Below are 23,023 nucleotides of genomic sequence, written 5' to 3'. Positions count from 1 at the left end.
GAGCACGTTAGCCTAATCTCTAATGCTGGGCTATAATGTGTGTCGCCTATCTGGATGATCTGCCGCCCGAGAATCTGCGTGCCACGCCCAGGGGTGGGTAGGGAGGTGTTTCTGGGGGGGGAAGAGAAGAAGCTGAAGAAATGAATGTCAAATCAGGATGTTGTCAGCTGTGGCCTGGTTTGCTTCGGTTGGCACAACTTTGCAGTTTTTACTAAATCGAACCACAAATCGAACCACGAACCATAAAACCGAACCGCAGGGCATAAAAAAAGAGCTACTTGGCTGTGTGCTAAGTAGCTCAAATTATTTCTGAATGGCGGAGAGGGTGGGATTCGAACCCACGTAGAGGCTATTAACCCCTAACTCGATTTCGAGTCGAGCGCGTTACGGCCGGACTTCGCTACCTCTCCGTATGGTCCTTCGGTTTGGCGTAATGAATGCGCTGTCACCAAAAGGGACTTGGTTTCTAAGATATTTTACGTCCACACGCAAGCGGAAAAGTGTGGTGAGACGACAGCTCTTACGACACAGCGTTGGTCCGGGGCGTGTGTAGAGGGGCGGAAAGGAGTGTTCATTGTCCATGCCCGATGGGGGCCTGCTGTTTGTGAGCGGTGGTGCTTGTCTCTTTCTCATCTTCGTATGTCGTTCCCTCTGTTGCAATATAGGCCTTTCAGCAAGGTCTTATGTGGGCGTATCTGCACTATGCAAAACATATTGAAAAAAGACCCGGGTGGGGTATGTTGAAGGTGGTGCAATTCTATCATTCTTCAATATGCAACCCGTGCTTCGCGCAGGCGAAGATGCAGGAGATATCATATGGCTACTGTAACAAAAATATCCCCCAAGGCTGCGTACGATATGGTTCAGCAGGGCAAGGCCGTGCTGGTTGATGTGAGGACTACAGGCGAGGCGGTTGCCGAACGGCTGCCGGATTCCGTGTACCTTCCCTTTGACATAGTGAGCCGCGAGCGCGTGGAAGGGCTTGGCGGGGCGGGCAAGCTGCCTGTCATGGTGTGCCGGTCAGGTATTCGGGCGGCAGATGCGGCTGCGGCGCTTGCGCGTGAAGTGGGGGAAGTGGCCGTGCTCGATGGCGGCATGGTGGCTTGGAAGCAGGAAGGTCTGCCTGTGGTGTTGGGGCGCAAAGCCATTCCGCTTGAGCGGCAGGTGCTTGTGGTTGCCGGAACCATGGTGCTGCTCTTTACCTTGCTTGGCCTGCTGGCATCGCCGTATTTCTTTGCCCTGCCGTTGTTTGTGGGCGGCGGGATGGTCTTTGCCGGACTCACCGGCGTGTGCGGCATGATGCGCGTTCTGGTCATGTTGCCGTGGAACAGGGTGCCCCTGTGCGGCGGCGGGTGCCCGGTAAAGACGGAGCCTGAGGGCAGAAAACAATAGGGATCGGGGTTCGAGGAGCCAAGCGGGACAGGAGACGTTGGCTTTTGATGAGGTAATGATAAGGCGGGGCACTTGGGTGTCCCGCCTTTCAATTGTATGAGCGCTGTTGATCGGTCCGGTTTATCATGCGTTCTGTCGATATGCAGGGCGAATGTATGCCATCACGGCTGAGGTCTCCTGCCAGAATTCTTCATATCGATTAGTGGCTTCAATCTGGGCGGCCTTGCGAACTGCGTTCAGCTGCTGGAAGTTCTTCTCCACCAGAGTGAAGATTTCAGGATCCAGATGCAGCTCTTCGGCCATCTTGCGCATGATTGCAAGCACCTCGCCTTCGCAAAGCCCGCTACGGTAGGGGCGGTCTTCCGTGAGTGCCGTGAAGATGTCGCTTATGGCGAGAATGCGCGCAGGGATATCATATTCTTCAGGTACTGGTTTAAAAGGATAACCGGTTCCGTTCAGTTTTTCCTGATGCAGCGAAGCGGTGCGGGCAATCTCTTTCAGCCCCTTGGCTTGGTTCAGCATGCTGTATGTGTAGAAGGGGTGCGTTTCTATGATTGCCCGTTCTTCATCGGAAAGGGGGCCGTTCTTTTCCAGAATCTCGTTGGGTACAACCAGTTTGCCCAGATCATGCAACTGGGCGGCAAGCCGCAGAGGCAGGGTGTCCTCCAGACCGGCCAATGTTCCGAGTTTTACAGCCGAGGCGGCTACGCCTGATGAGTGGGTGGAGGTAAATCGCGACTTGTAGTCGATGGCAAGCGTGAGAATGTCCGCAAGCTCAATGAGTTCTTTGTTCGAGAGCAATTCGCCTGTTTCCCGAATGGTGTGGTTGCTGTGCTCGTAATGCACGCCGAGCAGCCAGAAGGCGTCCCGTGCGGATGCGTCTTCAAAGGCACGGACGACGCGGGGTGAAAAGAGCGTTCCCGACTGGCTGATGATGTTTTCGCTGATCTTGTCTTTGATGGATAGAATTTGATGCTTGTCCGTAATGCTTATGTCGATTCTGTCGGCGAGGTGGATGATGTAGGCATCCAGGGGAATGGGGTTGCCCTCAATGTCGAATCCCTTGGTAGCATCCCATCGGGCGTGATGGTGCAGCACCGTCCGGGATATGTCATTGAACATGGCACTTTGGCTGAGAAGGATGTATCCGACCGCGCAGTGCTTTTCCGGAGCGAGGACATCGAAGGCATGCAGGTCCTGTTTTTCCTTTATCGACAGGGTGAAACAGCCGATGTCGTGCAGCTCGGCAGCGAGAATGAGCCGTTCCCGTTCGGCTTGCGAATAGCCCAGTGCCTCGGCGATGAGCGATGAGAAAACGGCGACGCGTTTGCCGTGTCCGGCAACGACAGGGCAGACAAGATCCTGCGTGGCAGCGAGTGTTCTGACAAGTTCGGTGCGTGAAATCTGAATGTCCATTGCTCCTCCGATGCGGCACATGGTGACAGGAAATCTGGAGAATCTCTCATTTTTATACATATCACGATGCCAGAGACCATTATAGACAATGATGTTGGAGAGAATTCTTTTTATTATCGAAGGCTGCAGCAGATGGAGGGGGGCGGTTCAGGATAGAAAAATGCCCTCTGGCGATGTGCCGGAGGGCGTTGGTTCATTCTGTGACTATTTCGCTTTTGCGCTGCCGGTGTTCCTCTCGTCGCCTTTTGAAAAAGGCCGAGAGTTGCGCGCTGCATTCATCCGCCAGCACACCGCCCTTGTGCCAGATGGCGTGGTTGTGGAAGGGGAGTTCCAGTGCCGCCATCTGCGAGGAAAGCACTCCGGTCTTGGGGTCGGTGGTGCCGTAGACAATGCCTCTGACGCGCGCATGAACCATGGCGCCGGTACACATGAGACAGGGTTCCAGCGTTACCACCAGCACGGCATCTTCCACCCGATAGTTTTGCATGGCAGTCGCAGCACTGCGCAGGGCGAGAATCTCTGCGTGCGCTGTCGGGTCGTTGGCGGTGATGGTTCTGTTGTGTCCCTTGGCAATGACACTGCCGTCCGGCGCTACCAGCACAGCTCCCACGGGCACTTCGCCCAGTGCTTCCGCCATGTCGGCTTCCTCCATGGCGAGGCGCATCAGGGCTTCCCATGAATCCCATCCCTGAGGAAGCGTGGTGAGCTCCGAAAAGCGGTGTTCCAATTCCCTGCGTGTGGTCATGCGGTTAGATGATGACGTGCTTTTTGATGTGGGCGACCACCTCTTCGGGAGTGTCCATGATGGTGATCAGATCCAGTTCCTTTTCACTGATGTAGCCGCCGCTGACCATCTGGTCCCTCACCCAGTCCAGCAGGCCGCTCCAGAATTCGCTCTTGTAGAGGATGATGGGGAAGGGCTTTATGCGGTTGGTCTGGGTGAGAACAAAGGCTTCCGTCAGTTCGTCAAGGGTGCCGATGCCGCCGGGCATGACCACGTAGGCCATGGCATACTTGATGAACATCAGTTTGCGTACGAAGAAGTAGCGGAAGTTGCAGCGCACGTTCATGTAGTTGTTGGTGTGCTGTTCCATGGGCAGGTGAATGTGCAGGCCCACGGAGGTGCCATTCACGGATGCGGCGCCCTTGTTGCCTGCTTCCATGAGGCCGGGGCCGCCACCGGTGATGACGCCGTAACCGGCTTCCACAAGCATGCGGGCCAGCGTTTCCGTCTCCTTGTAGAGCGGAGAGTCCGGGGCGACGCGGGCAGAGCCGAAAATGGAAACGCACTGTTCAAGTTCGCTCAGGGTTTCGAATCCGTCGACCAGTTCGGACATGATCTTGAAGAGTCGCCACGATTCCTTGATGGAAAGACTGTCTATGACATACTGCTTGGACGATGGCATATTGGCTCCTGTAGGTGCTCGAATGATTGCTGCGAATGGGCGGAACAGGGTGTAAGAGCATGATCGCACGACAAGTATAGGGGTTTCCGGCAACGGGCGCAACGGGTGGAAATTGCTTGCGCTTGGGGGAATCTGCAGCCATAGTGAACTCCATTTGCGATGCTGGAGTAACCCGACTGTCCAACCTGTTACTGTGAGACGTGCATGAAGATACAGTTTCTCGGAGCTGCACAGACTGTTACTGGCTCCTGCTACATGATTGAGGCTGGCGACGCGCGATTTGCCATTGACTGCGGTATGCATCAGGGCAACAAGGAAATTGAAAAACGTAACGTTGACACTGATATATATGCACCGGAGAGGGTAGATTTCTTTCTGGTAACGCATGCTCACATAGATCACACCGGCCTGCTGCCCCGCATGGCGCGCATGGGCTTCAAGGGTAAGGTGTATTGCACCGAGCCTACCCGCGATCTTCTGGAAATTATGCTGCAGGACAGCGCGCATATTCAGGAGATGGAAGCGGACTGGAATACCAAGAAGCAGAGCCGAAAGGGCAAAAAGCCCGTTGAGCCGCTTTATACGCAGGATGATGCTGCCCGTGTTTCCCGTTTTTTTGAAACGGTGGAATACAATAAGTCCTTCGAACCCTGCCCCGGCGTTAAAGTCACCTACCGTGACGCCGGACACATTCTCGGTTCCGCCTTTCTTGAAGTGCATGTGAAGGAAAACGGCGACAGCACGCGCATGATTTTCTCCGGCGACCTCGGGCGTCCCAATCAGCTGATGGTGAATGATCCCGATCAGCCCGGTATTGCCGATTACCTTTTCCTCGAATCCACCTACGGCGACCGCAATCACAAGGATAGCAACACCAGCCGTGTGGAACTGGCCGAAGCCATTGCCTACAGTTACGGGCACGGTGAAAAGGTCATCATTCCCGCATTTGCCGTGGAACGTACACAGGAAGTGCTCTACACGCTCTATCTGCTGGAAAAAGAAGGCAAGATGCCCAAGGATATGCCCATTTATCTGGACAGTCCTCTGGCCATCCGTGCTACGGAAATTTTCCGCAAGCATCCAAAATATATGGATGATGATTTGCAAAAGATCATCGAGTCCGGCGAAGACCCGCTTGATCTGCCTAACCTGCGCTTCACGCAGAAGACACATGAATCAACGGCGTTGAACACCATGGAAGGGCCTGCGATTATCATTTCCGCAAGCGGCATGTGTAACGCCGGTCGTGTGAAGCACCACCTGCGTCACAACATCTGGAAAGAAGGCGCTTCCATCGTGTTCGTGGGCTATCAGGGGCAAGGCACTCCGGGCCGCAAGATCGTTGATGGCGCTGAAACAGTGCGTTTGTTCAATGAAGATGTTGCCATCCGCGCAAAGGTGTTTACCATTGGCGGATTCTCGGGGCATGCGGGCCAGAGCCAGATTCTGGATTGGGTCAAAAACATCGCCCGTCCCGAAATGGAAGTTTTTTTGGTGCATGGTGAAGAATTGTCGCAGCAGACCCTTGGCGGCCTGCTCGAAGAGCAGTTTAACCTTACCGTGCACATTCCCGACTACCTTGAAGAGCTTACGCTGAAGCCCGGCAGGATTGTGGAAGCCGTGGTGGACAAGCTGCGCGCCCAGCCCAGAGTGGACTGGATGTTCCTCATCGGGGAAACCGAGGCCAAGATGGCTCAGTTGCGCAAGCGTCTTGAAAGGGTTGAAGAGAAAGATTGGATGGAACAGGTCGAAATACGCGACCGTCTTGTTGAACTGAATAGCGAAATCCTGAGTTTCCTGTCTCAGGTATAGCGGACTGCAGATTACATGCGAATCATTGCTGGTGAATATGGAGGCAGAAGCCTCAAAACCACGGAAGGGCCGGGCTATCGGCCTGCCACATCAAAAGTGCGGCAGGCCATTTTCTCCATGCTGGAGGCACGGGGCCTCTACTGGCCTGACATACGTGTACTGGACCTCTTTGCCGGAAGCGGCGCGCTGACTTTCGAGGCGCTCAGCCGCGGTGCGGAAGAGGGCTGGTTTGTGGAAATGAACAAGAAGGCGGCGGCCCTCATCTCGGAAAATGCCGTGAAGCTGGGCGTTGCCCCGCACCGTTACCGCGTGTTTGCGGAAGACATGAAGAATGTCGTGAGCAAGCGTGCCGCGGAACCGTTTGATCTCATTTTCATAGACCCGCCGTACGGGTTCAACTTCCTGACGCCGGCACTCAAGGCTGTGCTCCGTTTCGGCTGGCTGGCCGAAGGCGGATTCATTTGTGCGGAAGTGGAGTCCAAGCTCCCGCTGCCGCCGGAAGCCGAACATCCAGATCTGGAACTCATCGCCAACAGGGCCTACGGGCAGACAAGGATATTGCTATGGACCGCCAAGGAGAACGGATAGCCGTCTATCCCGGCACCTTCGATCCGTTGACCAACGGACACGTGAGCTTGATCAAGCGTGGCCGTCGTATATTCGACAAGGTCATTGTCGCTGTTGCCAATGATACCCCCAAGTCGCCGCTGTTCTCCATTACCGAGCGCGTGGCCATGGCGGAAGAGGTGTTCAAGGGGGATGACAACATCACCGTCGAGCCTTTTTCCGGCCTGCTTGTGGATTATGTGGAACGCCGCGGGGCCTGCGTGATTCTGCGCGGGTTGCGGGCTGTTTCCGATTTCGAATACGAATTCCAGCTTGCGCTCATGAACCGCAAGCTCAAGCGGCACATCCAGACCGTGTTCCTCATGACCGACTACCAGTGGCTCTACATCAGCTCCACCATCGTCAAGGCTGCGGCCAAGCTCGGTGGAGACATCAAGGGACTGGTGCCGGACAATGTCTATCGCAAGCTGCGCGAAAAGTACGGGTATCCTTATCCGTTGAATATGTAGTTTCAGTATCATGACACAAATTCCCGTTATATGCCTTGTCGGCCCCACCGGGGCCGGCAAGACAGCGGCCTCATTGCATCTGGCAGAGCGCTTTGCCGGAAGTGTGGTGAACCTGGATTCCCGTCAGGTCTATCGTGATTTTCCCATCATCACGGCTCAGCCTTCTCCCGAGGAACAGGCCCGTTGCCCGCACAGGGGCTACGGCTTTCTGGCTACGGAAGAGAAGATTTCCGCAGGACGCTTCATGGATATGGCCTCCGAGGCCATTGCGCAGACCCGTGCGGAAGGCCGCCTGCCGTTGCTCGTGGGTGGGACCGGCCTGTATCTGAAGGCGCTGCTGGAAGGCCTTGCCGCAATTCCGCAGGTGGATCCCGAACTCATGGTGCGTTTCGAACAAGAGTGCGATCTGCACGGACCGGAAGCGCTGCATGCCCGTCTGGCCTCCATTGATCCTGACTATGCCGCAAAAATTCACCCCAATGACCGTCAGCGTATCTGCCGTGCCCTTGAAGTCCATGAGGGAACGGGGAAGACCTTCAGCTGGTGGCACGCGCAGCCCATGGAGCCAACGCCCTATGTGGGGCTTCGGCTGGGCGTTCATACCACGTTGGATGAGCTGACTCCGTTGCTGGGCAGGCGTATTGATATCATGCTGGAACTCGGGGCGCTGGAAGAGGGGAGACTTGCCCGTCAGCACTGTGATAATCCTGAGGCTCCGGGGTGGTCCGGCATTGGTTGTGCGGAAGTTTACCGCCATCTGACCGGCGAACTGACCTTGGAAGAATGCAAGGCGCTCTGGCTGAAGAACACGCGCGCGTATGCAAAACGGCAGCTGACATGGTTCCGGCGCGATGCGGAAATCAACTGGGTGGGGGCCTTGGATTTTGCCGTCATGGATGAACTGGTGGAGAAATTTTTGGAGCAACACGGGTAGGGGGCTTGCAGGTGCGTTGCGCGTAGTCCGGACGCTTGATGGGCTGTGAGCCCTGAGGGTCGTGAGGGCAGGAAAGGAGCGGCAATGAAGGTATCTGAACTGCGGCAATCAGATGAACAGAGTGAGGGCGGACGTTCCGGCCTTGCGCTTCTGCTCCCTTTTATCAAACAGTGCTTGTTTGTCCCGTTTTGCCTCCCGGTTCTGATGGTCATCACGCTTCTGAATGCCTCCCCTGTTCTGGCCTTTTCCTTCGATCCTGTCCCCCTCAAGACTCGCGCGGCACATCTGCTCGATTCCGGTGATCTGCTGGAATGCGTGGATACGTGGAATATGATCCAGACGTTCAGCACGCGCCCCGAAGACCGTGCGGAGGCTCTTGTCCGCATGGGAGACATCTACTCCTTGTTTCTCGGACAACCGGACGAGGCGCTTGCAGCCTATGGTGCCGCCATGCGTGTGCACCCCGCGCTTCCGGTGTTGGAGAACGCCTATTTCAATGCGGGCATGATTCTGTACGAGCAGGAGCGTCTGCCGGAAGCCCGCGCTACCTTCCAGACCTACCTGTTGCGCTACCCCAAGGCAGATCGCCGTGAGACAGCTCTTTTCATGCTGGAACGAATGCGTACAGAAACTTCCCCCAAGGTTGGGCAGGACGCCTTGCAGGGTGGTGAAGGGAGTCTGCAGCCCCTCAAAGGGGAGCCAGTCCTCAGGGTGGCCATTGCCCGCGCCTCTGATCTCACGTTTCATCTTTCCGCGCCGGTTGCCCTTCAGCAGGGTGGTGTGGTGCTTCAGGCTGGTTCGCACCATTGCGCAGTCAGGCAGGGAGCGTTGTTGCTTGACGGTCGGCCTGCGGGCAAGGCGGCTTCATTCCTCCTTGCGCAGAACCAACGCATGAAGCTGGGCAATTCTCCTGCGGAGTACGGCGGAGCCCTTTCTCTGCTTGCGCAAGGCGGGCAGGTGCTCGTGGTCAATACGTTGGGAATGGAAAGCTATCTTGAGGGAGTGTTGCCAGCGGAGATGCCTGCGTCTTTTTCTCCTGCGGCGTTGCAGGCGCAGACCGTGGCGGCGCGATCCTACGCCTTGTATCTGGCAGGAAGATCACAGGAAAAAGCCTATGACGTTGCGGCGGACACAGGCTTTCAGGTATACGGCGGCCTTGCCATGGGGAACCGGCAAACCCGTGCTGCCGTGCGGCAGACCCGCGGCATGGCGCTGCAGTTTGGCGGCAGGGTGGTGCTCAGCTATTTTCATTCGCACAGCGGCGGGGTGCTTGAGGATGATAGTCAGGTGTGGACGGCGGATATGCCGTACTATCGGGTGCAACACGACGAGATTTCGAACCGTGCCCGCGACATGCGTTGGGAGCTTGTCGTGGCGGCAAATGACATAGCCGCGAGGATGCGTGAAAGCGGTTTTAACGTGGACGGCGTGCAGGCTGTGCACGTCGGGCGGCGAACGGGCTCCGGCAGGGTGGGGACGGTGGTCATCGAGACGCCGGACCGGTCTGTGGAAATGAAGGGCAATGCGTTCAGGCTCATGTTGGGGGCGGAACGCATGCGGTCCACGCTGTGCTCCATGGAGTGGCAGGGAGGTTCGCTTGTTCTTTCCGGTGTGGGGTACGGACATGGCGTGGGCATGAGCCAGTGGGGAGCACAGGGAATGGCCCTGGCGGGTGCGACCTATGAAGGAATTCTTGAGAAATACTATCCTGATACGCGGCTGGTCCGTCTGTATTAGGTGCAAGCTGACGGGAAGGTTTGATGAATCGGCGTGATGTGTTGGTGATGGGAGGTGTGCTGCTTGCGGGATTCATGTCCGGCTGTACGGCTTCGGAGGCTGTGCGGGCTGGCAGGCTTATCGCCACGGGTGATGCGCAGGGAGCCGGTGTATGGGCTGCGGAAAAGGGAACGCGCTATGCCCTGAATCCCAAACAGTTTGAGGCGGACCTGAAGCGTTTTGCCAAGCAGCTTGAAGCCTTCCGCAAGGCTGTCGGCGGCGTGTGGGGCGACAAGGAAGTCAAGGAGCCGGAACCCAAGAAGTACGTGAAGTACACGCAGAATTATCTCAGCCGCGCCCTGGTCGACTTCGACAAGGGGCTCATCACCGTTGAGACCGTGGATGCCAAGGATCCCCAGCAGAGCCTGAAGAACGCCATTGTTACCACGCTGCTCACCCCTTATGATCCACGCGGGCTTGACCTCTGGTCCGCAGGCGAGGTCAAGCTGGGGGGTACGCCGTTTCTGCTGGGCGAAGTGCACGACTACGAAGGGCAGAGCCTGCGCTATATGTGGCGCACCGAGCGTTTTGCGGACATGCTCATCCGGCGCAACCGCACCATGCGGCAGACGCAGGTGGCCGGGGAATGGCGCACGGTGCATTCCGTCGAATTTCCCATGGTCAAGGATCATGGCCATATTCGTGCTCTCAAGTACAAGGTGCACGTGGACAAATACTCCCGCAAATTCGGCGTCAGTTCCAACCTCGTGTATTCCGTCATCAAGACGGAGAGCGATTTCAACCCGTGGGCGGTCAGCCATGTGCCGGCCTACGGGCTCATGCAGATTGTGCCCAAGACAGCGGGGCATGACGTGTTCGTCTTTTTGCACGGAAAAGAGGGCTACCCCTCGTCCGAGTTGCTGTATCAGCCGGAACAGAACATCCAGTACGGTTCGGCCTACCTGCACCTGCTCAATACCCGCTACCTCGGGGGCGTGCAGAATCCTGTTTCGCGTGAATACTGCGTCATTGCGGGATACAACGGCGGAGCAGGCAACGTGCTGCGTACCTTCCATGCAGACAGGAAAAAGGCTGTAGACGTCATTAACGGCATGTCGCCACAAGCTGTGTATGACAAGCTGACGCGCTATCTGCCGTATCAGGAAACCCGCCGCTATCTCTGGAAAGTGGTGAATGCACGCAAGGAATTTGTGGGACTCAAGTAGATAGTCTTGATACAGGCTATTGTGTATATCTGCACGGTGGTTTATGGATGCTCTTTCGTGTGCCGTTTAGGAACGGCCGCTGATGATTGTAGAAACTGGCCGCCCGATCGGGCGGTGTAATACGCAACATTTGGAGATAGTATGAAAAAACTGGCGTTGTCTGTTGTTCTGCTGCTTTCTGCCGTATTGGCTCTGGGTGGTTGCAACGGAGCCGAGAAGTCCGCTCCCAAGGTGGCTGTTGTCGATGCCGGCAAGGTTTTTCAGGAATCCGCTCCCGGTAAGGCCGGCGTAGCCTACCTTGAAAAGATCAGTGCTGCTGCGCAGGAAGAGTTCAAGAGCCTGCAGGCTGCTGCTGAACAGGACAAGTCTCAGGAATCCATGATGAAGATGCAGCGCGCACTGGGCGAAATCCAGCAGCGCATGAATGCTGAACAGCAGATGGTCATCGGCAAGCTGAACGACGCCTTCCGCAAGACTCTGGACACCTACCGCGATGAGAAGAAGCTGGAAGTGATTCTGCCTTCCGAGCAGGTCATGTCCTTTGCGCAGGCTGCCGATATCACCAAGGAAATCATCGCCGCCATGGATAAGGTGACTGTGACCTATGAGGCTGAAAAGCCCGCCGAAGCCGCTCCGGCAGTTGCTCCTGCCGAGAAGGAAGCCGAAAAGGCTCCTGCGGAAGCCAAGAAGGAATAATCCTTTTTGCAATAACGGTTGTAAACCCGTCCTCCGGTATGGAGGGCGGGTTTTTTTATGCCTTTCTCCGGGGGCCCTCTCTTTTATCTTGAAGCCGGACAAGGGCTGAGGTACATTCCGCGGCTTGTGGGGCGTCGTTTTACGTGTGGAGAAAGCGCCTGCACGAGCATTGCCACGACGTATCGAAAATGATCATGGTGATCCTTTTCTTTGTTTCGTTTTTTTCATATCATGCATACATTCGAACGTTTCGAGTGACCCGAAACCGTTTTTCAAGCTGGAGGAATACTGATGGAAGCCCCGGAAAAGAACCTTGCCCTAGACCTCGTCCGAGTTACGGAATCTGCCGCGCTGGCCTCTGCCCGCTGGCTTGGCAAGGGCAATAACGACGCAGGCGACGGCGCTGCTGTCGATGCCATGCGTCTGTGCTTCAACTCTTTGAATATCAAGGGAACCATCATCATCGGCGAGGGCGAGAAAGACAACGCTCCCATGCTGCACAACGGCGAGAAGGTGGGCACCGGCAACGGTCCTGCTGTAGACGTGGCCATTGACCCCGTAGAAGGCACCAAGCTGCTTGCCTATGGTCGTCCTAATGCCATTTCCGTTGTAGGCACCGCACCTGCCGGTACCATGTACAATCCCGGTCCCAGCTTCTACATGCAGAAGCTCGTTGTTCCTCCGGCAGCACGCAACGCCGTTGATATTGACGCTCCGGTCAAGGAGAACCTTGTTAATATCGCCAAGGCGCTGGGCAAGGATGTGGACGACCTCGTCGTGTTCGTTCTGGACAAGCCCCGTCATGAAAAGCTCATTTCCCAGATCCGTCAGGCCGGTGCGCGTATCCAGCTGCACACCGACGGTGACGTGGCCGGTGCGCTGATGGCTGTTGATCCCCGTTCCGAAGTGGACGTGATGATGGGCACCGGCGGCACGCCCGAAGGCGTTCTCGCTGCCTGCGCCATTAAGGGTATCGGTGGTCAGATTTTTGCCCGTCTCGATCCTCAGTCCTATGTGGAAAAGGAAGCCATTCAGGAAGCGGGCATCGACCTGCGTGAAATCCACACCGTGGATTCCCTGATCAAGAGCGACGACGTACTCTTTGCCGCTACCGGCATCTCCGGCGGCACCTTCCTGCGCGGCGTGCAGTACACCGGCGAAGGCGCGGTAACCCACTCCATGGTTATCCGCGGCAAGACCGGTTCCATCCGCTACATGGAAGCCATTCACAACTTCAACCGTCTGATGAAGATCAGCTCGGTGAAGTACGACTAGTTCCGGCTGTATGTGATATGTCAGGCCGGCCCGTGAAGGGCCGGCCTTTTTTTGTAAATGTCATTGCGCTAAAAGCTCGCGCAAGGCTACGCTGGCGTATTGGCCCTGATAACAGTTCATGCACGGGAGGCAGCATGCGTATTCACCGATATCTTTTACTGGCGTTGTTTCTTGGTTTGCTTGTGCATGCACAGGCAATGGCAAAGACCTTTCATGACCAGCCTCCCATGACGAATGCCGAAGTGGAGCGGTTTGTTAAGGATTTTCCCGAATTCAAGCAGTGGATGTATGACAGCAAGTTGAACTCGTCCTCTGCCCGTCCTGTGGTGGACAAGGAAGGAAACCCCTCGTTCGTCTGGAATGAGAACGTGTTGGGGTGGTTCGAAGGCAAGGAGTGGACTCCCGAGCGCTTTTTCTATGTCATGACCCATTGTTCGGCAGGTATCTCGCTCATTCTGCACAAAGATGAGTTCAAGGGAGCCAACCGCCCGCCGGATATGCCGCTCATAAGTGACTATGAGATGAATCTGGTCAGGCAGTACCAGAAACCCTTGATGAACTCGTTGAGCACCAAGACCAGGAAGAAGCAGTAGTTTTTCGATAGGAAGAGTAGAGCAGAAAGCCCCGCCGAACGGCGGGGCTTTTCTTTTGCTTGCAAAGGCAAACAAAACAAGAAACCCTCACCGTTTCCGGCGAGGGTTTCTAAAAATGGCGGGGCTGGAAGGATTCGAACCTCCGACCAACTGGTTCGTAGCCAGGTACTCTATCCAGCTGAGCTACAGCCCCGTAAAATTGTCAAATCTAGTTCGCTAAAGCGATGTTACCCGAGAGGGTTAAAGTGGCGGGGCTGGAAGGATTCGAACCTCCGACCAACTGGTTCGTAGCCAGGTACTCTATCCAGCTGAGCTACAGCCCCGCATTTGTCGTCGCGTCGTTGCCGCGCCAACGAGGGAGGGTATAAGGGGGAGTTCGCGAAGTGTCAAACGTTTTTTAAAAAAAAATCACATTTGTTTCAGATGACTATTCGCCACGCCCTCCAAAAGCTGTAACGAAGTGATGCTTATGTGAAGAATGGCGGTGTCGCCTGCGTCGGTGAGAGTGTTTAGTTCTTTATTTTTATTCAGTAATTTCAGTATGATGTCTTTGTGTTCAGGGCCGTCTAAGACATTGGCCGTACCAGCGACGGTCAGAGCGCAGGTTTTATCATGGGAAGAGCCGCAATGTTGCAGGCGGGTGTCTATAAGAATGCTTACATTGGGGTTCTTGAGGATGTTCTCGAATTTCCGGGTGTTGCGGCGGGTCAGCATATACAGTGATTCGGCATCTTCGGCACAGAAATAGGTCATGAGGGACGTATGCGGCTTGCAACTGTCCGTGGTTGCCAGTACACAGATATCGTTTTCACGGAGTATGGCTTGCATGCGTTCCAGCATGATGGTCTCCCAGCCCACAATGCGGTCGTATGAATCGAACCGTCGCGCGGCTTTTTATACCTAACAAGGATGATACCCGTCCTCCAGAGACGGTCTTGATGTAAGTGTAATCGAAATGACTCTTCAGGAAAAGGTACGGCAGGCGAAGGATCTGCTTGAAGAAACAGCATTGGAATTCGGGCCGGAGAGTGTGGCCGTGGCATGGACCGGGGGCAAAGACTCCACGGTTCTGCTGCACTTGTGGCGTCAGGTTATGGGCGATATGGGGCTGACCCATGTAAGAGCCCTGAATCTTGATACCGGCGTGAAGTTTGTTGAGGTGATGGGCTTTCGCGATCAGATTGCGTCCTCGTGGGATATCGACCTGACCATCGCCCGTCCCGAGGTGGATATGGATACTTTCCCCGTGGCACAGGACAAGGTGTCTTGCTGTGCTGCACTGAAGGTGGAGCCGCTGGCCCGCGCTGTCGGGGAGATGGGCGTGGAGGCTTTGCTTACCGGCATTCGCAGGGATGAGCATCCGGATCGGGACAGGCCCTACAGCGAACGCCGCGAAAAGCCCGACTGCCTGATGGTACACCCGTTACTTGATTTTACCGAAGTGGACGTGTGGGCTTATATCATGCAGGAGCAATTGCCGTATTGCACGTTGTATACGGAAGGATACCGGTCTCTTGGCTGCGTTCCCTGCACCCATAAGGTGCTGGAAGGGGACGAGAGAGCCGGGAGGGATCCGGAAAAGGAATCCAAGCTGGATACCCTGAGAAGCCTCGGGTATTTTTGATAAGAAAAGGCCGCCTGTTGGCGGCCTTTATTTATTCGTACCGATGAACACATCCGGCACAGGAAGGCTATACTCTGTCGCAGTAAACGCCTTCCATGAACTCTTCGAGCGCATCGTCCATCTGCGCGATATAGTCGTTCAAGTCCCCTTTCTTCTTGCAGTGCTCACACTGCATATACACCACCTGACAACTGCGGACCACGGTAAGCGGCTGCCCGCAATGCTTGCAGGGGATGGTGGTCTGGGCGCTTCGGGCCCAGCGATAGCTTCCCCACATAGATTTCTCCGATAATGGTTTGGCAGAAGGGCTGCAGTATTGCTGTCCCGTTCTACTCGGGTGGCATACAGGATATAAGCTCGTCGGGCAACCGCTCTCAGTGCAGGGTTTTTCTTGCATATTCCTTTCTATCGTGTAGTATTGATTCCTGATTAGAATCAGCTGGTCAGACCAGTCGCTTGCGTAAAGGCGGTACTGGCTGCCGGACAGAACGTCATTTCAGATGCTACTCATACAAACGATTTTTTAAGGAGAACCATATGCTCAGTGATGCCATGAACAAGGCCCTTAACGATCAGGTGAAGTGGGAGATGTACTCCAGCTACCTGTATCTTTCCATGTCCGCCTATTTTGCCGACCTCGGAATGGCCGGTTTTGCCCACTGGATGCGGACACAGGCGCAGGAAGAACTCTTCCACGCCATGAAGTTCTATGACTACATCAACGAGCGTGGCGGCCGTGTGCAGTTGCAGCCCATTGAGGCGCCGCAGCATACATGGAAGAACACCATCGACGTGTTCGAGGAAACCCTCAAGCACGAGCAGCATGTGACGGCGCGCATCAATAACCTCGCCAACCTTGCGTTGGATGAGCGCGATCACGCCACCTCCATCTTCCTGCAGTGGTTCATTTCCGAGCAGGTGGAAGAGGAAGATTCCGTGAAGGATGTGCTGGGCAAGTTGCGCATGATCAACGGCGAAGGGCAGGGCATGCTCATGTTGAACAACGAGCTTGGTACGCGCGTGTTTACACCGCCGGTTGCTGAATAAGGTTCTTGAACGGGCGCTGCAAAACTATGTTGCGCCCGTTTTCATGCGTTTTCCCAACGTTGCTGAAATGCTTCTGCATCGTAATTGTGTGGAGCGAACATTGTTTCAAGGGAGTCGCTGTGAGTGTTCAGAACAGACATATTGTTATCGGTGGTGCAGCCGGACAGGGGCTTGTCACCGTTGGCCAGATGCTGAGCAAAGGACTTGTGAGGGCAGGGTATGAGGTGTTGGTCACGCAGGACTACATGTCGCGCGTGCGTGGCGGACACAATACCTATAATATCCGTACCGGGGTTACGCCATTAACCGGTCCTGCGGAGTCCATTGACATTCTTGTGGCACTGAATCAGGAAACCGTCTCTCTGCACAAGCGGGCTTTGGGCTCAGATGGTATTCTGATTCTGGATGAAGGGTTTGATGCAGAAGGGCTGGCAGCTCTTCATGTTCCTTTTGCCTCACTGGCTCCCAAGGCTGTGTTTCAGAATATTGCGGCGTTGGGCGTTTTGTGCAGTGTTCTCGGCCTTTCCAAGGACCATGCTGCAACGCTGGTGCATGACAGTTTCGGCAAGAAGGGCCAAGCCGTGATAGCCCAGAACCTGCAGGTGCTGGACGAAGCATACGCATGGGGCGAGGCTAATGCTGCTTCCTTTGAAAAGTTGCCCTCTGCAGTCAGCCGTGCCCCCCGCATGTTCATTAACGGGAACGAGTCCCTTGCGTTGGGGGCGTTGGCTGCCGGTGTGAAGTTTTGCTCCTTCTATCCCATGACCCCTGCTACCTCCATTGCGCAGAATCTGATCACGCACGGGCGGAAGATGGGCGTGTATGTCGAGCAAGTCGAGGACGAGATTGCCGCGTTGAATATGGGGCTTGGAGCTTCCTACGCAGGCGCCCCGACTCTGATCCCGACGTCGGGCGGAGGCTTTGCCCTGATGACGGAGGCCGTAAGTCTTGCCGGAGTCATGGAGCAGCCTGTGGTCGTCGTGGTCGCACAACGTCCGGGACCGGCAACCGGTTTGCCCACACGCACCGAGCAGGCGGATTTCAATCTTGTGCTGTATGCGGGTCATGGCGAATTTCCGCGTGCCATCTTTGCCCCGGGCACCATTGAAGACTGCTTTTTCCTTACCCGCAAGGCCTTTGATATTTCCGAGAAGTATCAGTCGCCCGTGTTCGTGCTGACCGATCAGGAGCTGGCGGACAGGCACATGGGTGTGGAGCCATTTGATCTTGATGCACTGCCTCCCGTGGCCGGACCGGATCTTTCCGACACCGATGCACAGGCATACAAACGCTATGTGTTGACGAAGGACGGGCTCTCGCCCCGTCGAATTCCCGGGTACGGAGAATCCATCGTGCTTGCGGACTGCCACGAGCATACGGAAGACGGGCATATTACCGAAGATATTGATATGCGCATCGCCATGAATGATAAGCGCATGCTTAAGGAAGAGGGCATGCGTTCTGAAGTTGTGCCCCCCAGATTCTTCGGTGCAGACAGGCCTGATACGCTGCTGCTGTGCTGGGGATCGACCGAAGGGGCCGCACGTGAAGCCGCGAATGTGCTGAACGGACAGGGGCAGCGCGTGGGCGTACTGAGCTTCACGCAGGTGTGGCCTCTTGCGCCGGAACAGTTTCTGCCGTTGTTGGAAACCGTACCGAAGGTTGTTTGTGTGGAAGGCAACAAGACAGCCCAGTTTGCCCGATTGCTGCGGCAGGAAACGGGCTTCCGGCCCCACAGGAATATACTCCGTTACGACGGACGTCCGTTCACCGCATCCTATATCATCGGCAAGCTGGCCGATTAGCTCAGGAGCGTACCATGCTCGATATCAGCATCTACGGCGACTACCATACTTCCTGGTGCCCCGGCTGCGGGAATCATGATGTTCTCAAGGCGTTGAAGGAGGCGCTTGCCGGGCTAGATCTTGCGCCGCATCAGGTGGTTCATGTTTCCGGTATCGGTCAGGCTGCCAAGGCACCGCATTATATTACGCTTAACGGCTTCAACGGGTTGCACGGCCGCTGTCTGCCTCCGGCGCAGGCGGTCAAGCTGGCCAATCCGTCATTGACCGTAATTGCGGAAAGCGGCGACGGCTGCAACTATGGCGAGGGGGGCAACCATTTTCTGGCCGCCATCCGGCGTAATGTGAACATTACCCTGCTGGTGCATGATAACCAGATTTACGGGCTCACGAAGGGGCAGGCCAGTCCCACGACCTCTGAAGGGCATGTGACCAAGTCTCAGCCTGACGGGGTAACCAATGCGTCCTTCAATCCCATTGCCGTGGCCGTGGCCATGCGGGCCGGTTTCGTGGCTCGTGCGTTTTCCGGGAACATTTCGCATCTTGCGACGATGATGCAGGAGGCGATACGGTATCCCGGTTTCGCCATGGTGGATATCCTCTCGCCATGCATTTCGTTCAATAAGGTGAACACATTCGGTTGGTACAAGCAGCGTTGCTATGAACTCGGGCCCGACCATGATCCCGGCAATTGGGACGCGGCCATGGCCAAGGCCAATGAGTTCGGCGAACACATTCCCGTCGGCATTATCTGGCGCAACAACGAACGCATGGCTTTGGATGAGCGTGTTGCCGTTTGCAAGCAGGGCCCGCTTGGCCGGCAATCGGTTGATATGGCGGTGCTGGCAGGTATTATGCAGTCGTATATCTGAGTTGCGTGAATGACAGAGGCAAGTCCCTTGAATGGAGAGTGCCATGAGAAAGATAGCTTTGTTTCCCTTCACGGGTGAGGTGATGTGCTTTGTGCATGTTCTGCTGAATGCTCTGGACATGCATGAAAAGGGCTACGGCGTGAAAATTGTTGTGGAAGGTGCGGCCTGCGCCATCATTCCCGCCATTGCGGACAGGCATCATTTCATGCACAGGCTGTATATGCAGGCCAAGGAATCGGGCCTGTTTGTGGGGGCTTGCCATGCCTGCTCGGTAAAACAGAATGTGGACAAGGCCATCGAGGAAGAGGGAATTCCTCTTATCGGAGACATGCACGGGCATCCGTCCATGAGTCAGTACATGGATGCCGGTTATGAAGTGGTGACCTTCTGATTCTGATGGTAATGAAAAAAGAAAAAGCCGGAGGCGCAAGCTTCCGGCTTTTGTTTTTTCGGGGATGAGATTGTTAACCAGCTGGGCGCAGGGCCGTGACTGTGGCCACTGCCTTGATGCCTTTCTTCTCGCCGGTGAATCCCAGCTTTTCTTCCGTGGTCGCCTTCACGTTGACCTGAATCGGTTCAAGCTTGAGCAGACGGCAGATGTTTTTCTTGATGTGATCCTTCCACGGAGCCAGTTTGGGAATCTGCGCAATGACTGTCACATCGACGTTGGTGATGACGAGTCCGGCCTGTGCGGCCTTATCGGCCACTTCATTGAGCAGGATGCCGCTGGAAATGTTGTCGAACTCGGCCGAGGTATCAGGGAAATGTTCACCGATATCCCCCCCGCCGATGCAACCGAGCAGGGCGTCGGTCAGGGCGTGCAGCAGCACGTCGCCATCGGAGTGGGCAACGACTTCAGGGCCGCCCGGAATAGGCACGCCGCCCAGTTTCATGGGACGTCCGGAGCCGTAGCGGTGCACATCGTATCCCCAGCCCACGACAGGAACCATGGCAGGGGCGGAAGAAGACTGGCTTTCAAGCATGGCAAGGTCCTCAGGATGGGTAATCTTGATATTGGCGGGTTCGCCGTCCACGATCATGACCGGAATGCCGGCCTGCTCAAGCACGGAGGCGTCGTCCGTTACCTGCCAGTTCTCGGTGCGACAGGTATCGTGCGCCTGCTGGAGTACGGAGCGGATAAAGCCCTGCGGCGTCTGTATGGCACGGAGGGTGGCCCGGTCCGGCGTGCCGGAAACTGTGTTGCCATCCACGGCCTTGATGGTGTCGGTGACGGGCAGGGCGGGAATGACCCCTTTGGCGCCACCCTTCAGGGCATCGAGAAGACGGTTTACAAGGGCTGGCGTCATGAACGGGCGGGCTGCGTCGTGCACCAGCACGGTTTCGCATTCACGGGGAAGAGCGGTAAGACCGTTGTAGACGGAGTCCTGCCTGCGAGGGCCTCCTGCCACTGCTACCCACGGCATGCCGAGATAGCGGAACTTGTCCAGCCCCTTGAGCTGTTCACGGGCATCTTCCAGATCTTCTTCAGGAAAGACGAAAACTACGCCTTGCGTGCGAGCTACCCGCGAAAGCACAACCGCGGAGTGCCAGAACAGCGGGGCACCTTTCCATTCAATGAACTGTTTCTTCTTGCCGCCTGCGGCCTCGGCAAGACGGCTGCCGCTGCCTGCTGCAAGGATGATGGACCAGCACTTCATAAATTTCCTCAAAAGGTAAGTGGTGCGCGGCCGGTATATGACGGATGGTGAGGGCGTAACCTCTTCTCTGCGATGGCCAAACCGGAACAGGCCGGATATGCGCCGTCGTGAACCTGCGACCGCTGATTGCCGCTCAAGCGTTGCAGCGGCACCAAATAAAAAGGGCGCGTATAGCGCCCTTTTTAATTCCAAAAGGAGTCGGACTGTAAGCCGGGTTTTGTCCCCTTTGCAGGGTGGTTATCATTCGTCTAGGATTATGGTTACCCATAACCTCAAGCAACCTACCCGGAAGCAGCGGCCGGGCCGACCTTAAATGCTTCCCTATTTGGTCTTGCTCCGAACGGGGTTTACCTAGCATGCCGCGTCACCGCGGCATCTGGTGGGCTCTTACCCCACCGTTTCACCCTTACCACAGGCGAGCCTGTGGCGGTTTGCTTTCTGTGGCACTGTCCGAAGATCACTCTTCCTGGGGGTTACCCAGCGCTCTGCCCTACGGAGCCCGGACTTTCCTCTCCGGACCAAAAGGTCCGCAGCGATAACCCGTCCAACTCCGGAAAAATGTTATTCGTCTTCGCCGAAGACCATTTCCTTCACCGCAGGAGCGGGAGTGGGAGCGGGGCATTCAGTGAAGTGCTCACACCAGTAGATCAGGCGCTGACAGTTGGGGCAGCTCAGAATCTGATGGCCCTTCTGCAGTTCGATGAAGCTCTGGGGCGGAATGGCAATGTGGCAGCCGTTGCATACGCCGGAATCCACGGAAACAATAACGGGGTTGTCCAGACGTTCGCGGATGAATTCATAGCGGCTCAGGATTGGAGCGGGAACTTCCTGGCTGGCTGCGGAACGCTTCACGTTCAGCTGGGCGATGACCTTGTTGGCTTCATCGATGCGTTCCTGCAGGCTTGCCTGCTTCACTTCCAGCTCGCTCTTCAGCGAAAGGTAGCTTTCGTCCAGTTCCTGCAGGCTGCTCTGCTGGCGTGCCAGTTCTTCGGCAAGGGCAACCTTTTCTTCTTCGCGCAGACGGTTAACCTTTTCAAGGTTATCCATTTCGCGCATCATGGCATGGTATTCCTTGGTGTTGCCCACGAGCATCAGCTTGGACTTGCTCTTCTTTACCTTGAGGGCGTCGTTCTCGATTTCACCGCCAAGGCGCTTTTCCTGCTCCTTGAGGTGCTCGATCTTTTCAAGGATGCGGTTACGCTGTTCGTCCAGAACGTTGAAACGTTCCTGCAGGCCTTTGACTTCGTTGGGGGCGTCCTGAAGTTCACGCTGGATTACGAGAATTTCATCGTCGACCCTCTGCAGGGCTACAAGCTGTTCGATCTGCTTCAGATACAGGCTCAAGGTTCATTCCTCCTGAACAGTAACCCTTCCGGCACAGCCGGGGCAGGGGTAAAAATCGGTTAACGTGCGTCTCGTACGGCGAGACGCATGGGGTCCTGCGCGGGCAGGTAAAATATCTGTACGTCAGGCAGCGTTTCGCCAAGCTGCATGGCGAACCGCCGCATCATCTCTTCTTCAAGGCTGAAGTGGCCCACGTCGATAAGGCAGCCGATGGCATCAAGGGCGGTGTGGTATTTCACGTCGCCGGTGATGAAGACGTCTGCGCCCATGCGGAAGGCGGCGTCGGCAAGGCTGCTTCCGGAACCCGTGCAGTATGCGACGGTGGAAACCGTACCGGGCACGTGTCCGCTGGTGACCCAATAATCACGTTCCACTGCATTGGCAAGCGTATCACAGAACCTGTCATAGGTCATCGGTTCCGGCAGGGTGCCGATGCATCCGAAACCGAGCAGGGCGGCAGGCTTCTGTGCCGGGCATGCAAGAAAGACCGGGGCTTCGCCAAGGTCGTTTGCAATGCGGGCCCTGAGCAGGGCGGCCTTGTCCTGACGGCAGGTCACGAGAATCATCTCGCCGGTGCGGCTGGCGTTATCCGTTCCTTCAAGTGCCGACCATGCTGTCAGAAGTTGCATGTCGAAACCGGCAGGAACCGCAAAGGCAAAAGATTCCATTTCAAAGAGACGGGTCGGTTCAATGAGTCTGCGCTCTTCCAGCGCAAGCTCGTCGGCAAGCCAGCTGACAGGACCTGCAGGATTGGCGTCCAGCGTTGTATGGGCGCTGTAGAGCCAGACCTTGCTTTCAATAAGCGCCGCCACGGTGCGGTAGTAATCGTCGATGGTGTCGAGGTGGCGGGGCTGCATGGAGAGGGGGTGGTGGGTCAGTATGAAATCCACCCCCAGCGCAAGGGCACGTTCAATCGTATCCAGCGTAGGATCCAGCGCAACAGCAACGGAACGCACTGCATTGCGTCTGCCCGCCACCTGTACGCCGCACTTGTCCCACGAGGCTGCCCCGGCGGGAATGGCGGTGTGCTCTATGGCGGAGATGAGTTCCAGCGCTTTCATGGTCTGCCTTAAAAAAACAGGCGCTTCCGCGAACCAATCCGATGAAAGCACCTGTATTCCGTTTGCATTGTGC

At 56.1% G+C, this 23,023-nt stretch carries 23 protein-coding genes, 3 tRNA genes and 1 other RNA gene; 15 read left to right on the top strand and 12 right to left on the bottom strand.

Annotation, left to right across the window (positions count from 1 at the left end):
- Positions 1-314: 314 nt before the first annotated feature.
- A tRNA-Ser gene (locus N1030_RS06045) sits at positions 315-410 on the bottom strand.
- 406 nt (positions 411-816) lie between these two features.
- Here N1030_RS06045 and N1030_RS06040 point away from each other — a divergent pair.
- Positions 817-1,392: a rhodanese-like domain-containing protein gene (locus tag N1030_RS06040; RefSeq protein WP_265828310.1), complete on the top strand. Its 576-nt coding sequence runs from the start codon at positions 817-819 to the stop codon at positions 1,390-1,392.
- A gap of 123 nt (positions 1,393-1,515) precedes the next feature.
- Here N1030_RS06040 and N1030_RS06035 read toward each other — a convergent pair whose 3' ends face one another.
- The 3 genes from N1030_RS06035 to N1030_RS06025 form a co-directional block, all read right to left on the bottom strand.
- Positions 1,516-2,808: an HD-GYP domain-containing protein gene (locus N1030_RS06035; RefSeq protein ID WP_265828309.1), complete on the bottom strand. Its 1,293-nt coding sequence runs from the start codon at positions 2,806-2,808 to the stop codon at positions 1,516-1,518.
- A gap of 193 nt (positions 2,809-3,001) precedes the next feature.
- Positions 3,002-3,553: a tRNA adenosine(34) deaminase TadA gene (gene tadA / locus N1030_RS06030; RefSeq protein ID WP_265828308.1), complete on the bottom strand. Its 552-nt coding sequence runs from the start codon at positions 3,551-3,553 to the stop codon at positions 3,002-3,004.
- A gap of 4 nt (positions 3,554-3,557) precedes the next feature.
- Entirely contained in the window at positions 3,558-4,214 is a 657-nt protein-coding gene (locus tag N1030_RS06025) for an LOG family protein (RefSeq protein ID WP_265828307.1), read from the bottom strand.
- A gap of 204 nt (positions 4,215-4,418) precedes the next feature.
- On the opposite strand from N1030_RS06025, the gene N1030_RS06020 reads away from it, so the two are divergent.
- The 9 genes from N1030_RS06020 to N1030_RS05980 all read left to right on the top strand — a co-directional run bounded on the left by N1030_RS06020 (position 4,419) and on the right by N1030_RS05980 (position 13,542).
- Positions 4,419-6,026 carry an MBL fold metallo-hydrolase RNA specificity domain-containing protein gene (locus N1030_RS06020; protein ID WP_265828306.1) on the top strand — a complete coding sequence of 536 codons (1,608 nt, stop codon included), beginning with the start codon at positions 4,419-4,421 and terminating at the stop codon, positions 6,024-6,026.
- Between the two features lie 15 nt (positions 6,027-6,041).
- Positions 6,042-6,614: a 16S rRNA (guanine(966)-N(2))-methyltransferase RsmD gene (gene rsmD, locus N1030_RS06015; RefSeq protein ID WP_265828304.1), complete on the top strand. Its 573-nt coding sequence runs from the start codon at positions 6,042-6,044 to the stop codon at positions 6,612-6,614.
- Positions 6,590-7,102 carry a pantetheine-phosphate adenylyltransferase gene (coaD, locus tag N1030_RS06010; RefSeq protein ID WP_265828303.1) on the top strand — a complete coding sequence of 171 codons (513 nt, stop codon included), beginning with the start codon at positions 6,590-6,592 and terminating at the stop codon, positions 7,100-7,102. Before rsmD ends, coaD begins: the two co-directional genes overlap by 25 nt.
- A 10-nt stretch (positions 7,103-7,112) precedes the next feature.
- Positions 7,113-8,036 carry a tRNA (adenosine(37)-N6)-dimethylallyltransferase MiaA gene (gene miaA / locus N1030_RS06005; RefSeq protein WP_420842829.1) on the top strand — a complete coding sequence of 308 codons (924 nt, stop codon included), beginning with the start codon at positions 7,113-7,115 and terminating at the stop codon, positions 8,034-8,036.
- An 84-nt stretch (positions 8,037-8,120) separates the two neighbouring features.
- Entirely contained in the window at positions 8,121-9,773 is a 1,653-nt protein-coding gene (locus tag N1030_RS06000) for a SpoIID/LytB domain-containing protein (protein ID WP_265828302.1), read from the top strand.
- A gap of 23 nt (positions 9,774-9,796) precedes the next feature.
- Entirely contained in the window at positions 9,797-10,978 is a 1,182-nt protein-coding gene (locus N1030_RS05995) for a murein transglycosylase domain-containing protein (protein WP_265828301.1), read from the top strand.
- Positions 10,979-11,119: 141 nt separating this feature from the next.
- Positions 11,120-11,674 carry an OmpH family outer membrane protein gene (locus N1030_RS05990; RefSeq protein ID WP_265828299.1) on the top strand — a complete coding sequence of 185 codons (555 nt, stop codon included), beginning with the start codon at positions 11,120-11,122 and terminating at the stop codon, positions 11,672-11,674.
- A gap of 291 nt (positions 11,675-11,965) precedes the next feature.
- Entirely contained in the window at positions 11,966-12,949 is a 984-nt protein-coding gene (gene glpX / locus N1030_RS05985; protein ID WP_265828298.1) for a class II fructose-bisphosphatase, read from the top strand.
- A 134-nt stretch (positions 12,950-13,083) separates the two neighbouring features.
- Positions 13,084-13,542, top strand: coding sequence for a hypothetical protein (locus tag N1030_RS05980; protein WP_265828297.1), 459 nt, complete (start codon positions 13,084-13,086; stop codon positions 13,540-13,542).
- A gap of 116 nt (positions 13,543-13,658) precedes the next feature.
- On the opposite strand, the gene N1030_RS05975 is transcribed toward N1030_RS05980, so the two are convergent.
- From N1030_RS05975 to N1030_RS05965, 3 genes are all read right to left on the bottom strand, one after another.
- Positions 13,659-13,735, bottom strand: a tRNA-Arg gene (locus N1030_RS05975).
- A gap of 53 nt (positions 13,736-13,788) precedes the next feature.
- Positions 13,789-13,865 (bottom strand) — tRNA-Arg (locus N1030_RS05970).
- Between the two features lie 85 nt (positions 13,866-13,950).
- Positions 13,951-14,382 carry a pyridoxamine 5'-phosphate oxidase family protein gene (locus N1030_RS05965; RefSeq protein WP_265828296.1) on the bottom strand — a complete coding sequence of 144 codons (432 nt, stop codon included), beginning with the start codon at positions 14,380-14,382 and terminating at the stop codon, positions 13,951-13,953.
- A gap of 115 nt (positions 14,383-14,497) precedes the next feature.
- Here N1030_RS05965 and N1030_RS05960 point away from each other — a divergent pair, with 115 nt between their 5' ends.
- Positions 14,498-15,166: a phosphoadenosine phosphosulfate reductase family protein gene (locus N1030_RS05960; protein WP_265828295.1), complete on the top strand. Its 669-nt coding sequence runs from the start codon at positions 14,498-14,500 to the stop codon at positions 15,164-15,166.
- A gap of 67 nt (positions 15,167-15,233) precedes the next feature.
- Here the strand turns inward: N1030_RS05960 and N1030_RS05955 are convergent, their stop codons facing one another.
- Positions 15,234-15,443 (bottom strand): dual CXXC motif small (seleno)protein, encoded by a 210-nt coding sequence (locus N1030_RS05955; RefSeq protein ID WP_265828294.1) that lies wholly within the window; start codon positions 15,441-15,443, stop codon positions 15,234-15,236.
- 260 nt (positions 15,444-15,703) lie between these two features.
- On the opposite strand from N1030_RS05955, the gene N1030_RS05950 reads away from it, so the two are divergent.
- From N1030_RS05950 to N1030_RS05935, 4 genes are all read left to right on the top strand, one after another.
- Positions 15,704-16,213: a ferritin gene (locus tag N1030_RS05950; protein ID WP_265828293.1), complete on the top strand. Its 510-nt coding sequence runs from the start codon at positions 15,704-15,706 to the stop codon at positions 16,211-16,213.
- Positions 16,214-16,332: 119 nt separating this feature from the next.
- Positions 16,333-18,018 (top strand): 2-oxoacid:acceptor oxidoreductase subunit alpha, encoded by a 1,686-nt coding sequence (locus tag N1030_RS05945; protein ID WP_265828292.1) that lies wholly within the window; start codon positions 16,333-16,335, stop codon positions 18,016-18,018.
- A 14-nt stretch (positions 18,019-18,032) separates the two neighbouring features.
- The gene (locus N1030_RS05940) at positions 18,033-18,887 is read left to right on the top strand and encodes a thiamine pyrophosphate-dependent enzyme (RefSeq protein ID WP_265828291.1); all 855 of its coding nucleotides are present in this window, start codon (positions 18,033-18,035) and stop codon (positions 18,885-18,887) included.
- A gap of 43 nt (positions 18,888-18,930) precedes the next feature.
- Positions 18,931-19,278 (top strand): cytoplasmic protein, encoded by a 348-nt coding sequence (locus N1030_RS05935; protein ID WP_265828290.1) that lies wholly within the window; start codon positions 18,931-18,933, stop codon positions 19,276-19,278.
- 73 nt (positions 19,279-19,351) lie between these two features.
- On the opposite strand, the gene ispD is transcribed toward N1030_RS05935, so the two are convergent.
- From ispD to N1030_RS05915, 4 genes are all read right to left on the bottom strand, one after another.
- Positions 19,352-20,545, bottom strand: a complete 1,194-nt coding sequence (gene ispD, locus N1030_RS05930; protein ID WP_265828289.1) for a 2-C-methyl-D-erythritol 4-phosphate cytidylyltransferase — start codon at positions 20,543-20,545, stop codon at positions 19,352-19,354.
- Between the two features lie 190 nt (positions 20,546-20,735).
- An RNA gene (gene rnpB / locus N1030_RS05925) (RNase P RNA component class A) lies at positions 20,736-21,097 on the bottom strand.
- Between the two features lie 9 nt (positions 21,098-21,106).
- A complete protein-coding gene (locus tag N1030_RS05920) occupies positions 21,107-21,889 on the bottom strand; it encodes a zinc ribbon domain-containing protein (protein ID WP_265828288.1) in 783 nt (260 codons plus the stop codon).
- A 59-nt stretch (positions 21,890-21,948) separates the two neighbouring features.
- Entirely contained in the window at positions 21,949-22,950 is a 1,002-nt protein-coding gene (locus N1030_RS05915) for a Nif3-like dinuclear metal center hexameric protein (protein ID WP_265828287.1), read from the bottom strand.
- Between the last annotated feature and the right edge of the window lie 73 nt (positions 22,951-23,023).

It is taken from the genome of Desulfovibrio mangrovi (assembly GCF_026230175.1).
In the GTDB taxonomy this organism is placed as follows: Bacteria; Desulfobacterota; Desulfovibrionia; order Desulfovibrionales; family Desulfovibrionaceae; genus Halodesulfovibrio; species Halodesulfovibrio mangrovi.
The sequence above is the reverse complement of the archived record's forward strand: the minus strand, read 5'-3'. Positions and strand labels throughout refer to the sequence as shown.